The organism is Streptomyces sp. 135, assembly GCF_020026305.1.
In the GTDB taxonomy this organism is placed as follows: domain Bacteria; phylum Actinomycetota; class Actinomycetes; order Streptomycetales; family Streptomycetaceae; genus Streptomyces.
In genome coordinates this window covers 4,114,389-4,128,109 of the sequence record NZ_CP075691.1, presented here as the reverse complement: position 1 = coordinate 4,128,109, position 13,721 = coordinate 4,114,389, and the positions used below count along the sequence as shown (strand labels likewise).

Below are 13,721 nucleotides of genomic sequence, written 5' to 3'. Positions count from 1 at the left end.
CCGCCGCTCGGCAGTGGCGAACCGATTTCTCCGGCGGGGCGGCCCGGCACGTACGATTCCGGGCATGTTGACCCGAGTGCGTACGGCGTGGTGCCCCTTGGTGGCGGTGCTGCTCGTCGTGCTCGGGGGGTTCTGCGGGCCTGCGGTGGCCAAGGCCGCGGCGCCGGTCACCACGGCGGCGCACGTGGCGGAGCGGCCCGCCGGGCCCGGCTGCGGCAAGGGCGGTCAGCGGGACGCCGGGCAGGCGCCTGCCGCTCCGGCGCGTTCCAGCTCCGCGTCCGAGTTGCTGCCCGCGCTGTACGAGGCCCACGGGGCGTCCGGTGCCTGGGCCGTCGACCAGGCGGTCCTTGAGCTGACGCCGGTGCGGGGGCCGCCGCCGCTCGTGCCGCCTTCTCCTGTGGATCTCTCTGTCCTGCGGGTGTAGAGGCCCTGTCCCCCCAGGGCCCTTCTCCATCACGTACAGGAACAGCACGTACGCATACGGGAACAGCACGTACGCGGACACGAACAGCACGTATGCGTACAGGAACAGCACGTGTGCGTACAGGAACAGAGAGAACCTTCTGATGCCGCAGAGCAACAACAAGAGGAAGAACATCGCGATCGGCGCGGGCGTCGCCGTCGCCGCCGCGCTGCTCGGTGTCGCCTCCTACACGGCGACCAAGCCCGCCGACTCCGCCGACTCCCCGGGCACCGCCCGGAAGGACGCGGCCGCCGGCGCCGAGCCCTCCGCCGAGCAGCGGGCCGGTGTCCACCCCGAGCTGGAGAAGCTCGCCCGGCGCGACGCCAGGGACCCCCTCGCGCAGGGCCGCGTGGACGCGCCCGTCGTGATGATCGAGTACGCCGACTTCAAGTGCGGCTTCTGCGGGAAGTTCGCCCGCGACACCGAGCCCGGTCTCGTGAAGAAGTACGTGGACAAGGGCGTCCTGCGCATCGAATGGCGCAACTTCCCCATCTTCGGCGCGGACTCCGAGCGGGCCGCGCGCGGCGCGTGGGCGGCCGGGAAGCAGGGGCGCTTCTGGCAGTTCCACCAGGCCGCGTACGCCGAGGGGGCCAAGGAGAAGGGCTTCGGCGAGGACCGGCTGAAGGAGCTGGCGAAGGAGGCCGGGGTCAAGGACGTCGGGCGGTTCGTCTCCGACGCGGAAAGCGACGCGGCCGGGGCCGCCGTGAAGAAGGACCAAGAGGAGGCGTACGGCCTCGGCGCCACCTCCACGCCGTCCTTCCTGGTCAACGGGCGGCCCATCTCGGGCGCCCAGCCGGACGAGGTGTTCCGGCAGGCGATCGAGGCGGCGGCGGGGCAGGCGGGCGGTAAGGGGGCCGGGCAGGCAGGCGGTCAGGGGGCTTCCGAGTGACCGCCGATGTGGGGTACTTCGCCGCGTTTCTGGGCGGACTGCTCGCTCTGGTCAGTCCATGCAGCGCGCTGCTGCTGCCCGCCTTCTTCGCGTACTCGATCGACTCGACCTCGCGGCTCGTCGCGCGGACCGGCATCTTCTACGCCGGGCTCGCCACCACCCTGGTCCCGCTGGGCGCCGCCGGGTCCTACGCCGGGCGGTTCTTCTTCGGCCACCGTGACCAGCTGGTGCTCGTCGCCGGGTGGCTGATCATCGGGCTCGGCGTGCTCCAGGTCGTGGGGATGGGCTTCGCCTCACGGAGGATGGCGGAGCTGTCGGGGCGGATCCGTCCGACCACCGCCTTCTCGGTGTACGCGCTGGGGGCCGTGTACGGCCTCGCCGGGTTCTGCGCGGGGCCGATCCTCGGCAGCGTGCTGACGGTCGCGGCGGTGAGCGGGAGCCCTGTGTACGGCGGGCTGCTGCTCGCCGTCTACGCGCTCGGCATGGCCGTGCCGCTCTTCCTGCTCGCGCTGCTCTGGGAGCGGTTCGATCTGGGGCGGCGGAGGTGGCTGCGCGGGCGGGCCTTCCGGCTCGGGCGGTTCGAGCTGCATACGACGTCGCTGCTCTCGGGGTTGTTCTTCGTCGCGCTCGGGGCGCTTTTCCTCGCCTACGACGGGACCACCGCGCTGCCGGGGCTCTTGGACGTGGACGATTCGTTCGCGGTGGAGCAGTGGGCCGGGGGGGTTGGCAGGGCCGTGCCGGATTCCGTGTTGCTGGTGGGGGTCGTGGTGTTGGTGGGGGGTGCTCTCTCGGTGCGGGGGTGGCGGCGGAGGAGGAGTGAGTCCGCTTCGTCGGAGTTGCCTTTCTCTGAGTGAGAAGGCTGCGTATGCGTGGTTTAGCGTGTTCGTATGTCTGATCATGAGTCGGGAGAGCAGAGTCAGCATCCGCACGGTGCGCATGGCGCGCATGGCGCGCACGGCCGGGTTCCGACACCTGGGGAGCGGTGGGCCGCCTTCAAGCGGTCGCCGTTCCTGCCTGCCCTCGTGCTGGTGTTCATCCTGGCCGCCGCCGCGGGGCTCTTCGCCGGCTCGTACACGTACTCGATGGCGAACCCGACTCCGCACCATGTCCCCACGGCGGTCGTCGGTACGCCGGACGCCGCGCACGGCAAGGCGTTCCTCGGCGGCATGGAGAAGGCGCTGAACGCTTCGCTGGAAGTGCGGCGGTACGACAGCGTGGCCGCGGCGCGGCGGGACGTGGAGGAGCAGAAGGTCTTCGCGATCGTCGAGGTGGGCGGTGGTGAGGACAAGAAGGTCACGATGGACGTCTCGGGGGCGTCCGGGGCGTCCGTCGCGCAGGTTCTCGCGGAGACCGCGCCGAAGGTGGGCGAGCGGGTGGGGGTCCCGGTCGTGGTGAAGGACATCAAGCCGTTGCAGGAGGGTGATCCCCGGGGGCTCGCCATCTTCTACATCTCGCTGGCCGCGGTGATCATCGGGTTCGTGGGGGCGATTCAGCTGAGCGTGCACGCGCGGGGGCTGAATCCGGCGGAGCGCATCGCGTTCACGGCGATGTACGCGCTGCTGGGGGCCTTTGTCATCGCGGCGGTCGTCGACTGGTGGCTGGGGGCGGTGCGGCTGCCGTTCGTGGAGTCGTGGCTGATCCTGGCGCTGACGATGTTCGCGTCGGGGATGGTCTTCACGATGTTCAACACGTTGTTCGGGCGGTGGGCGATGCTGCCGACGTGGGGGCTGATGGTGCTCCTCGGGAATCCGTCGTCCGGGGGTGCGGTGTCGTGGCCGCTGCTTCCGTCGGTGCTGGGGCACATCGGGCAGTGGTTGCCGCCGGGGGCGTCGGTCAACGCGCAGCACACGGCGGTGTACTTCGGCGGTCACCAGCACGCGTTTCCGTTCCTGGTGCTTGGGGGGTGGGCGCTGGTTTCCTCGGCGGTGTTCTGGGTGTGGCGGCATCGGCATCCGGGTGGGCGGGGGGTGGGTGCGGCGCACGCGGCGCATGGGGCGTAGGGGCGAGGGTGTGTGGGGCCGTGGTGGTCGCCTGGGGTGCGGCTTGGGGGCGGGGCCGCGGGGGTATGTCCGTGCTCGCCATCTTGGCGCGGGCGATTTGCTGCTTCGGCCCCCTCATGACCACCACTGTGCTCCGCGCGCACATACCCCCACGTCCCCTCGGGCGCGCGGGCGCCTGCGGGCCGTCGCTGCTTCCTGTCTGTCCCGCGTCATCGGTGTTTCGCTGCCGGGTAGTGGGCGTCCCCGCCCGCTCCTGCCTTGAGGTCTCGCCCCTGCTTCGAGGGTTTCGACGTTGAGTGACGGGCCTCTCCGCCTGCCCTCACCTGGCCATCTCGACGCGGGGTCACGGACACCCCTGCCTGCCCCCACCTGCCACCTCGATGCCGGGTCACGTCACGGGCACCCCCGCCCGCCCCTACTTCGACGTTTCGACGTTGAGTGACGGGCCTCTCCGCCTGTCCCCGCCTTGCCGTCTCGATGCGGGGTCACGGGCATCCTCGCCCGCCCCCACCCCCGCCACCTCGATGCCGGGTCACGGACACCCGGCCCGCCCCCACCCCGCCATCTCGACGCCGGGTCACGGGCACCCCGCCCGCCCCTGCCCCGCCCGCCATCTCGATGCCGAGTAACGGGCGGGTGGGGGGAGACATCCGGCGCGGAGCGGCGGGGTAGGGGATGCCGCCGGGTGCGGACAGGCGGGCGTGACCGTCCGGGGGACGACGAAGGCCCCGTCCAGGGGACGGGGCCTTCGGGAAGTGGCTGGGGCCGGGATCGAACCGGCGACCTATCGCTTTTCAGGCGATCGCTCGTACCAACTGAGCTACCCAGCCACGCGATCCGCGTGGAATCGCAAGCGGTCCTGACGGGATTTGAACCCGCGGCCTCCACCTTGACAGGGTGGCGAGCACTCCAAACTGCTCCACAGGACCAAGCATTGTGCGAGCACTAGTCTCGCACAAGGTGTTGCGTGCCCCCAACGGGATTCGAACCCGTGCTACCGCCTTGAAAGGGCGGCGTCCTGGGCCACTAGACGATGAGGGCTAAGAGGCCCGCCTGGGCGCTTTGCAGCGCGTCGGGGACGTGAGAAGCATATGGGATGCGAAGAGGTATCGCCAAAACGGTTATCGGCTGGGCCGTGCCCCGGGCTGGTTCTCCTTGGGGAGATGGCGGCTGACCTCCGCCTTCGTCAGGCCGAGACCGCCCAGCCGGATCTCGTCCCAGGCCTGTAGCCGCTTGCTCGTACGGTCCAGGTAGAGCACGGAGGCCTCGACCGGATCGGGGTACTTGCCCTCGACCGCCCGCAGCCCGCTGCCGCCCGTCGACCCCTCGACGCGCAGCCGCGTGCCCCCGTCCATGACCTCCATCCGCTGGCGGTGGACGTGGCCCGCGAGGACCAGCGGCACCTCGCCGTCCGTCTCGCGCGCCGTCGTCGGGTTGTGCGCGATCGCCACGTCGACCGGGGTGCCGGCCGCCCGCTCGGCGCGCAGGGCCGAGGCGAGCCGTATGCCGGCCATGTGGTGGACGGAGTCGCCGTCGGGCTTCACGGAGCGGTCGGGGGTGTACTGCGGGTCGCCGATCCCGGCGAAGCGCAGGCCGGCGACGGTCTCCGCCTTGCCGTCGTCGAGCACGTGGACGTTCTTGAAGCGCTCCAGGTAGCGCTGGGTGGTGAGCGAGTCGTGGTTGCCGCGTACCCATACGTAAGGGGCGCCGAGGTCCTCGATGGGGTCGAGGAAGGGGTTCTCGGCCGCGCTGCCGTGGTCCATGGTGTCGCCGGAGTCGACGATGACGTTGATGCCGTACTGCTCGACGAGGGAAGCGATGATCTTCCAGCTCGCCGGGTTGAGGTGGATGTCGGAGACGTGCAGGACCCGCATGGTCGTGGGGTCCGGCTGGTACGCGGGGAGCGTGGAGGTGACGTCGTACAGCTTGGTCACGTTGGTGACCAGGCGGGCCAACTCCTGCTGGTAGACGTCGAATTCGCTGACGATGCTGCGGGCGTCGCCGACGACCGACGGCGCGCTGCTGAGCAGGCCGGAGAACTTCGGTTCCAGGACGGACTTGGGGTTCCAGGTGGCGTACGCCGCCGTGCCCGAGGCCGCGAGGAGGGCGAGGGCCAGGCCGCCCGCCGCGAGCGCGCGGCGCGGGCGGCGGTAGACCGCGAGGCCGAGTGCGGTCGCGCCCGAGACGACGGCGACGCAGGAGCGTACGGCCAGGTCGAGCGTGCCGTGGCCGACGTCACGTGCGACCTCGTCCTGGAGCCCCGCGAGTCGCTCGGGGTGGTCGACCAGGGCCTGGGAGCGCACCGGGTCGAGGCGGTCCACGTCCACGTCGAGGCGGATGGGGGCGGTGTGGGAGCGCAGTTCCAGGGCGCCGAGCGGGGAGACGTTGATCTTCGTGCCGCCGGAGACGGAGGGGCGGAGCGTCATGCGGGTGTCCATCGGGCCGACGGGCGCGCGCACGCTGCCGACGATCAGCAGGCCGAGCCAGGCGCCGAGCAGGACGACGGTGATCAGGCCGAGGGCGCGGGCGTAGGGGTGCGGGGGGCTGACCAGTTCGCTGACGGGGTGGGTGCGGCGGGCGCGGTAGTGGCCCGTGAGGGCGCGGACCGCTCTTCGTACGCCTTGGGGAACGACCGTGACGTCGCGAGCCATTGGTCCCGTATGCCCAGTTGCGGCGGGAGGTATGCCGGGACGCCGCTGACGGCGTGGCCGACAATGGGGGAGTGCTGGAGATGACGCGTGAGGAGTTCGAGGAACTGGTCGGCGAGGCTCTTGACCGGATTCCGCCTGAATTGACGCGGTTGATGGACAACGTGGCCGTCTTCGTCGAGGACGAGCCGCCCGCCGAGGATCCCGACTTGCTCGGGCTCTACGAAGGGACGCCGCTGACCGACCGGGGCGAGTGGTACGCGGGTGTCCTGCCGGACCGCATCACCATCTACCGGGGCCCCACGCTCCGGATGTGTGATTCGCGTGAGGACGTGGTCGCCGAGACGGAGATCACCGTCGTGCACGAGGTGGCCCATCACTTCGGGATCGACGACGCCCGGCTGCACGCGCTCGGGTACGGGTGAGCGAGAGCGCCCGGCCGCGGGTGCGGGGCCGGTGCGGGCGCGGGTGAGTCCGTGTCCTCTTGCGTGCCGCGGGAGTTGGACAGGGCGTCCCCATTCTCAGCGCCTCAGGAGGTGCTCGGTCGTGCGCCAGTTGTACGTTCCCGTCCGTTGGGCCGCGGTCGCGGTGGCCGTCGCGGCGACCGCGGGCTGCATGAGCATCGGTGACGACGGGGACGGGCCGCGGCCCGGGCGCTCCGCGAGGGACGGCGGCGGGTCCGCCGTGTCCGACGGCAGGCCGGTGGCCCGGAGCGGCGACATCGCGTCCGGCGGTGAGCGCGGGCAGGGCCGCGAGAAGGGCAAGGCCAAGCGCAAGGGCAAAGGCAAGGGCAAGGGCGGCGGCGCCTCCGGGGGCGACGACTCGGCCCCCGGGGGTGGGGAGGCGTCGGAGTCCGCCGAGGAGGCGCCGCCCGCGGCCACCCCGAAGCCGACGAAGAGGCCCGACGAAGCCCTCGTCGACCCCGACGCCCGTCCCGACCACCCCGGAGCCCTCCTCCTCGGAGCACGACGGGCCGGGGCAGGGCGCGCAGCTCCAGCGCCGGAACGCGGACGCCGAGGAGCGCGAGCCGTCTCCCGAGGCGGGGCCGCGGTAACTGTCGTGGGGAGCTCGTCGGCGGTGCGGGCAATCGCGTATGCGCAGGTGGGAGGCTGTTTGAGAGGGGCCGTTTGCCATATGGGGTGGGGGGTGCGTATGGTGGTAGATCGTTTGATCCCATTTGCCCGGCGCCGACACAGAAGAGCGCCGCGTGGCGCGTACTCTCCCTTGCCGTGGCTGACCGCATCGAGGCGGTCCATTGCGAAATCACGGAGTTGACGGGCGCGTGCCGAGACTCCGGAAGGTTTCGCATTTCGCATGTCCATTTTCAGTTCTGACCACGCCGTCCTGCCCGAGAACCAGAACCAGAGCGAGAACCAGAACGTGATCGTCGAGGTTCCCGAGACGGTTGAGGTCGTTGAGGTTGTCGAGAGCGCTGAGGCCGTCGAAGCCGCCGAAGCCGTCGAGGTCGCCGGTGACAGTGACGCCGTCGAGGCCCAGGTCGACGCCGACGCCGAGCCCGAGATGACCTTCGCGGACCTCGGTCTGCCCGAGGGCATCGTCCGCAAGCTCGCGCAGAACGGCGTGACCACGCCCTTCCCGATCCAGGCCGCGACCATCCCGGACGCCCTGGCCGGCAAGGACATCCTCGGCCGTGGCCGCACCGGCTCCGGCAAGACCCTCTCCTTCGGTCTGCCGATGCTGGCGACCCTCGCCGAGGGCGGCCGCACCGAGAAGAAGAAGCCCCGCGGCGTCATCCTCACCCCGACCCGTGAGCTCGCGATGCAGGTCGCGGACGCCCTCCAGCCCTACGGCGACGTCCTCGGCCTGAAGATGAAGGTCGTCTGCGGCGGTACGTCCATGGGCAACCAGATCTACGCCCTGGAGCGCGGTGTCGACATCCTCGTCGCCACGCCGGGCCGTCTGCGCGACATCATCAGCCGCGGCGCCTGCTCCCTGGAGAACACCCAGATCGCCGTCCTCGACGAGGCCGACCAGATGTCCGACCTGGGCTTCCTGCCCGAGGTCACCGAGCTGCTCGACCAGGTTCCGTCCGGCGGCCAGCGCATGCTGTTCTCGGCCACGATGGAGAACGAGATCTCCACGCTGGTCAAGCGCTACCTGACCAACCCGGTGACGCACGAGGTCGACAGCGCCCAGGGCAACGTCACGACCATGACGCACCACATCCTGATCGTGAAGCCCCGCGACAAGGCGCCCGTCACGGCCGCCATCGCCGCGCGCAAGGGCCGCACGATCATCTTCGTCCGCACCCAGCTGGGCGCCGACCGCATCGCCGAGCAGCTCTGCGACTCCGGTGTGAAGGCCGACGCGCTGCACGGCGGCATGACGCAGGGCGCCCGTACCCGCGTCCTCGAAGACTTCAAGAAGGGCTACGTCAACGCCCTCGTCGCCACCGACGTCGCCGCCCGCGGCATCCACGTCGACGGCATCGACCTGGTCCTGAACGTGGACCCGGCCGGTGACCACAAGGACTACCTGCACCGCTCCGGCCGTACGGCCCGTGCGGGTCGCAGCGGCACGGTCGTCTCCCTCTCCCTGCCGCACCAGCGCCGCCAGATCTTCCGCCTGATGGAGGACGCGGGCGTCGACGCCACGCGCCACATCATCAACGGCGGCGGCACCTTCGACCCGGAGGTCGCCGAGATCACCGGCGCCCGCTCGATGACCGAGGTGCAGGCCGACTCCGCGGGCAACGCCGCGGCCCAGGCCGAGCGTGAGGTCAAGGAGCTCACCAAGGAGTTGGAGCGCGCGCAGCGCCGCGCCGCCGAGCTGCGCGAGGAGGCCGACCGCCTCACCGCGCGTGCCGCCCGCGAGCGCGGTGAGGACCCGGAGGCCGCCGTCGCCGAGGCCGCCGCCGCGGCCGAGGCCGTCGTGGAGGCCGCCGTCGTGTCGGTCCCCGAGCAGCCGACCGCCGAGCGCCCGGTCCGCGAGGAGCGCTCCTCCTCGTACGAGAACCGCCGTCCGCAGCGTGATGAGCGCGGCAACTACGAGCGTGACCGCCGTGGCGACCGTGGCGGCTTCAACCGTGACGACAGCCGTGGCGGTGACCGCGGTGGCTTCCGTCGCGACGACCGTCCGTCGGGTGGCGGCTTCAACCGTGACCGTCGTGACGACCGCGGTGGCGACCGTGGCGGCTTCCGCCGGGACGACAACCGTGGTGGCGGTGACCGTGGCGGCTTCCGTCGCGACGACCGTCCCTCGGGCGGCGGCTTCAACCGCGACCGTCGTGACGACCGTGGTGGCTTCCGTCGCGACGACCGTCCGTCGGGTGGCGGCTTCAACCGTGACCGTGGTGGCGACAGCCGTGGCGGTGACCGTGGTGGCTTCCGTCGTGACGACCGTCCGTCGGGTGGCGGCTTCAACCGCGACCGTCGTGACGACACCCGTGGTGGCGACCGTGGCGGCTTCCGCCGTGACGACCGCCCCTCCGGTGGTCACCGCGGCAGCGACCGTCCGTTCAACCGTGACCGTCGCGACGACCGTCCCTCCGGCGGCTTCCGCTCCGGTGGCCACGAGCGTCCCGCGTACAACCGCGACCGCTCCGGCACCGGCACCGGCTCCTTCGGCCGCCGTGACGACAAGCCGCGCTGGAAGCGCAACGGCTGAGTCCCAGCAGTGAACCAGTGGCCCCCACCCGATCCGGGTGGGGGCCACTGGCCTGTCCGGGGGCGAATGTACGATCAGGGAACTTTGGGGAGGGGCACGACGGCCGGGGGCCGGATCGCCGCCTGCGACAGGCGCCTCCCGGCACCCTGGGGAGGGCTTCCGTTGGTTTCCTTGACTCGTCATGCCTGGGCACATCACCGTCGGGCGAGACGTCTCGGCATCGCCGTGGCCGTGTCCGCCGCCGTCGTGGCGGGGGCGGGCCCGCTGACGCCGCAGGCCTCCGCGGCGCCCATGGGCTCCGAGGCGGTGGTGCCCGCGGCCGAGCGGACCACGGACCTCTCGGCGTCGTTGTTCGCCCCGGAGCAGATGCGGGGTGCGGACGGGGCGGGCGCCAAGGGCGTCTTCCACCGCATGGAGGGCTTCAGCGGCCTGGTCTGGACGCGTTACGCGGACGGGAAGACGTTCCCCGTGCCCGCGGACGTGGGGGCGATCGAAGCGGCGCCTACCGGGAGCGACCTGCTGGCCAGGCGGCCCGGCGGCGGCAGGGTCGTCGAGCTGTGGGACGCGGTGGACCGGACGTCCCGCACGCTGCCCATCCCGGAGGGCCAGATCCACCTGGCGACGTACGGCTCCACGGTCATCACGCACACGAAGACGGCCGACGACCCCGGACCCGACCCCGACACCCTGCACCTGCTCTCGCCGGGCGCGGACGGCTCGCCGCATGACGTGACGGTGCGCGGGCTGCCCGAGGGAAGCGTGGTCGGCCCTCCGCTGGGCGGTGACGAGTCGTCCCTGTTCTTCCTCGGCAAGGTCGCGGGGACCAGCCGGGTGTTCGAGGCGGACATGCGGACCGGGCAGGTCAAGGGCTGGTCCGACGCCGTGCCGTCCGGGCATGTCTTCGCGTCCATCTCGCCCGACCGCGTCGCCGTGTACAGCAGGTACGCGGCCGAGGTCCTCGTCCTCGACCGCTCCGACCTGTCGGCCGCTCCCACGACCGTCTCCCTCGAAGGCGGCACCTTCCAGCCGCGCGATGCCCTCGCGGTGGTCGGCGACTGGCTGCTGTACCGCCCGCGTACCGGCAGCGCGGCGGGTTCGGTGAAGGCCGCGCCGATCGCGGGCGGCGACCCGGTGACGCTGGTGGGGAAGATGAACCGGCCCGCCATTTCCGTCGGCCCCGGCGGCACGGCCGTCGTCATCGGTCCGTCGGGCGGGCAGCAGGCCATCCAGCGCATCACCGCCGACGGGTCGGGCCGGCCGGTGGTCACCGTGGTCAAGCCGCTGCCCCGTCCCAAGGCGGAGATTCGCGGGCTCGCGCTCGCCCAGGGCAGGCTGCTGGTCACCGACTCCTCCAGCGGCCGCCGCGACGATTACGCCCGTACGGTCGACAGCCCGCTCCCGGGCGGCGCCCCGGCCTTCGGCGAACGCTCCTCCTTCACGCCGGGAACGAACGTGCTGATCGGCAGTGCCTGTCCGGCGAAGGACGTCGGCTGCTCGCAGGTCCACGGCACCACCGACGGCCGGATCGCCTGGCTGGAGCACGAGCAGGCCGACGACCGGATCCGGGTGAACGGGCCGGGTTCCACCGACCTCTTCGAGAAGAGCGTCCCCGCGGGCGGCGTCATCACCGACCTCTCCGGCAAGTACGTGATCCACACGGTGGACGGCAAGCAGTCCGTCTACCGCCTCGGCAACTACGCGCCCGCCGTGGTGACCCGGGACGCGGGCGCCGCGGCTCTGTGGGGGGACGACCTGTGGACGCCCGGTACGGCTCCGGGCACGGTCACCGCGTACGACCTGACGGCGAAGAAGACGGTGGAGGAGGTCTCCACCGGAGCCGACTGCGCCCCCACCGAGCTGCAAGCGCTGGGGCGTTGGCTGTACTGGAGCTGCGGCGTCGACGGGCCCGCGGGCGTGTACGACCGTACGGAGAAGCGGACGGTCGCCGTGCCCGGGGGCGAGGCGCTGCTCGGCGACGGTTACGTGGTCACGCACGACAAGAAGGCCGGGAAGCTCTCCCTGACCGAGGTGGCGGACGGCACGGCCACCACCCGGCACATCGGCGACCTGCCCGACACGGGCGTCTCCCAGCGCCATGTGCGGTGGACCGTCGACAAGTCGGGCGCCACCGTCGCCTACGTGGACGAGCAGGAGCGCGTGCACCTCGTGCCGTCCGGTGAGCCGACGCAGCCGCTGGAGCTGATGGCACCGGCCGACGACGCCGCGTCGGTCCGCGCGACCACCCGGGAGGCCGTGCCGGACACCCTCACCACGCTGCTCCTCTCCAAGCCCGCGGCGGGCTGGAAGCTGACGGTCCGCGCGCACGGGACGGGTGACGTCGTGGCCACGGAGGAGGGCGGCACGACGCGGGGCGAGCTGGCCGTGGGCTGGCACGGCGCCGGCCCCGACGCGCCGCTGCCCACCGGCCGCTACGACTGGACGCTGACGGTGCGGCCCGCGGACGGTTCCGGGCCATCGCTGGAGACCCGCGGCACGGTCGCGCTGCACCAGGGGACGCCCGTGCGCCACGACCACGTGGGCGCGGGCGCCGAGCCCGACGGCACCGGTGACCTGCTCACCCTCAACTCCTCGGGCGGGCTGACCTTCCAGCAGGGCGACGGGAAGGGTGGCTTCTCGGGCAAGGTGTCGGCGAGCGGCTGGCCGGCGAAGGCGCTCGCCGTGCCCTTCGGCGACCTGGACGAGGACCGCTGCAACGACGTGCTGGTCCGCATGACCGACGGTTCCCTGCGCGGCTACCGTCCGGAGTGCGGCGGCCCGCTGACTCCCTCGGCCCCGTACACGAAGCTGGGCACCGGCTGGAACGCGTACGACGTGCTGACCTCGCCCGGTGACCTGACCGGTGACGGCCGGGCGGACCTCCTCGCCCGCAAGGCCTCGACCGGCGACATCCACGTCTTCGCGGCCAAGAGCGACGGGACGCTCGCCGCGGGGAAGAAGATCCGGTCCGCGTGGAAGTCGTACACGAAGATCGTGGGGGCCGGTGATCTGAACGGTGACGGGATCGGGGACGTCCTCGCCCGGCACACGGACGGCACGCTGTACCGGTACGAGGGCAAGGGCGACGGCACCCTCAAGGACAGGGCCAAGGTCTTCACCGCCTGGGGTGCCTCCTACAACGCGGTGATCGGCGTCGGTGACATCACCGGCGACGGCAAGGCCGACCTGGTCGTGCGCGACACGGCCGGGAACCTCTACCGGAACGACGGCAAGGGGAACGGTTCGTTCACCGGGCGGACGAAGATCGCCTCGGGGTGGGGCGGCTACCAGGGCCTCTTCTAGCGGCACGACAGCGGCCGTGACACGGTGACACCTTCGAACGGGGCCCCTGGAAACCCTCAACTGGGGTCCCGGCCGGGGGCCTTGCCGCCCCCTTTTCCGCGGCGCCCGGGTGGCCGGACGACTTCCGACGGCGATACCCGATCGGATGGCGGGGCGCGTCCCGCTATGCTCGGGGGTGCACCACCGGGGACCGTTAGCTCAATTGGCAGAGCAGTGGACTTTTAATCCATTGGTTGTGGGTTCGAGTCCCACACGGTCTACGGGACGGGCCCCTGGTCGGAGGAATCCGATCAGGGGCCCGATGTCGTTTCCGGGGGCGGTCAGGTCGGTTCGCAGACGTTGCCGACCGCGGGGCTGGGCACGCCGACGACGTTGATGGTGTTGCCGCAGAAGTTGTACGACGTCTTCACGGGGATCTGTACGAGGTTGCCGCTGCCGTAGCCGGGCGAGTTGCCGACCGAGCCCTGCATGGTGTCGTCGGGGCGGGGGTCGGCCGCGGCGGGCATGGCGCCGCACACCAGGGCGAGCGTGGTGAGCGCGGCCGACGCGAGGGTCCTGCGTCCGCCCTTGGGGCGCCTCCAGCCGTGCATATAGCTGTGCATATAGCGGTGCATGTGGTGCCTCCGAGTCTGGCCGTCGCTTCTTTCCGGGGGGTTCTTCCTGCCCCCGAGCCTCATCCCGGCCGCACGGCGGCGACATGCCGGTGACCCGGCGGCCGTAAGGGAACCGCTCGTTCGTGGGCCCGGGGTGCGGGCGCCGCGGGACCGGGCCATGGTGCGCGTATGGCGTTCGCT

Annotated in this window: 10 protein-coding genes and 4 tRNA genes; 8 read left to right on the top strand and 6 right to left on the bottom strand. The window is 71.7% G+C overall.

Translation table 11 applies throughout. The features are described from left to right. Window positions 1-64 precede the first annotated feature (64 nt). The 4 genes from KKZ08_RS18545 to KKZ08_RS18530 all read left to right on the top strand — a co-directional run bounded on the left by KKZ08_RS18545 (window position 65) and on the right by KKZ08_RS18530 (window position 3,352). Entirely contained in the window at window positions 65-424 is a 360-nt protein-coding gene (locus KKZ08_RS18545; protein ID WP_223775522.1) for a hypothetical protein, read from the top strand. A gap of 142 nt (window positions 425-566) precedes the next feature. Beyond that, on the top strand, window positions 567-1,352 hold the full coding sequence (locus tag KKZ08_RS18540; protein WP_223775521.1) for a DsbA family protein: 786 nt from the start codon (window positions 567-569) through the stop codon (window positions 1,350-1,352). After that, the gene (locus tag KKZ08_RS18535; protein WP_223775520.1) at window positions 1,349-2,206 is read left to right on the top strand and encodes a cytochrome c biogenesis CcdA family protein; all 858 of its coding nucleotides are present in this window, start codon (window positions 1,349-1,351) and stop codon (window positions 2,204-2,206) included. The genes KKZ08_RS18540 and KKZ08_RS18535 overlap by 4 nt, the downstream gene beginning before the upstream one ends. A gap of 33 nt (window positions 2,207-2,239) precedes the next feature. Next, a complete protein-coding gene (locus KKZ08_RS18530) occupies window positions 2,240-3,352 on the top strand; it encodes an ABC transporter permease (protein ID WP_223775519.1) in 1,113 nt (370 codons plus the stop codon). 756 nt (window positions 3,353-4,108) lie between these two features. Here KKZ08_RS18530 and KKZ08_RS18525 read toward each other — a convergent pair. From KKZ08_RS18525 to KKZ08_RS18510, 4 genes are all read right to left on the bottom strand, one after another. Beyond that, window positions 4,109-4,182 (bottom strand) — tRNA-Phe (locus tag KKZ08_RS18525). A 24-nt stretch (window positions 4,183-4,206) separates the two neighbouring features. Then, window positions 4,207-4,281 (bottom strand) — tRNA-Asp (locus KKZ08_RS18520). Between the two features lie 39 nt (window positions 4,282-4,320). Continuing rightward, a tRNA-Glu gene (locus tag KKZ08_RS18515) sits at window positions 4,321-4,393 on the bottom strand. Between the two features lie 80 nt (window positions 4,394-4,473). Continuing rightward, window positions 4,474-6,003 (bottom strand): metallophosphoesterase, encoded by a 1,530-nt coding sequence (locus tag KKZ08_RS18510; protein ID WP_223775518.1) that lies wholly within the window; start codon window positions 6,001-6,003, stop codon window positions 4,474-4,476. Between the two features lie 71 nt (window positions 6,004-6,074). Here KKZ08_RS18510 and KKZ08_RS18505 point away from each other — a divergent pair, with 71 nt between their 5' ends. Then, window positions 6,075-6,425 carry a metallopeptidase family protein gene (locus KKZ08_RS18505; RefSeq protein WP_223775517.1) on the top strand — a complete coding sequence of 117 codons (351 nt, stop codon included), beginning with the start codon at window positions 6,075-6,077 and terminating at the stop codon, window positions 6,423-6,425. 96 nt (window positions 6,426-6,521) lie between these two features. Here KKZ08_RS18505 and KKZ08_RS18500 read toward each other — a convergent pair whose 3' ends face one another. Next, a complete protein-coding gene (locus KKZ08_RS18500; RefSeq protein WP_223775516.1) occupies window positions 6,522-6,722 on the bottom strand; it encodes a hypothetical protein in 201 nt (66 codons plus the stop codon). Between the two features lie 592 nt (window positions 6,723-7,314). On the opposite strand from KKZ08_RS18500, the gene KKZ08_RS18495 reads away from it, so the two are divergent. The 3 genes from KKZ08_RS18495 to KKZ08_RS18485 all read left to right on the top strand — a co-directional run bounded on the left by KKZ08_RS18495 (window position 7,315) and on the right by KKZ08_RS18485 (window position 13,187). Further along, window positions 7,315-9,627, top strand: coding sequence for a DEAD/DEAH box helicase (locus KKZ08_RS18495; RefSeq protein WP_223775515.1), 2,313 nt, complete (start codon window positions 7,315-7,317; stop codon window positions 9,625-9,627). 231 nt (window positions 9,628-9,858) lie between these two features. Further along, the gene (locus KKZ08_RS18490) at window positions 9,859-12,927 is read left to right on the top strand and encodes a VCBS repeat-containing protein (protein WP_223775514.1); all 3,069 of its coding nucleotides are present in this window, start codon (window positions 9,859-9,861) and stop codon (window positions 12,925-12,927) included. Window positions 12,928-13,114: 187 nt separating this feature from the next. Continuing rightward, window positions 13,115-13,187: transfer RNA gene (locus tag KKZ08_RS18485), tRNA-Lys, on the top strand. Window positions 13,188-13,247: 60 nt separating this feature from the next. Here KKZ08_RS18485 and KKZ08_RS38850 read toward each other — a convergent pair. After that, window positions 13,248-13,541 (bottom strand): chaplin, encoded by a 294-nt coding sequence (locus tag KKZ08_RS38850; protein ID WP_223775513.1) that lies wholly within the window; start codon window positions 13,539-13,541, stop codon window positions 13,248-13,250. Window positions 13,542-13,721 lie beyond the last annotated feature (180 nt).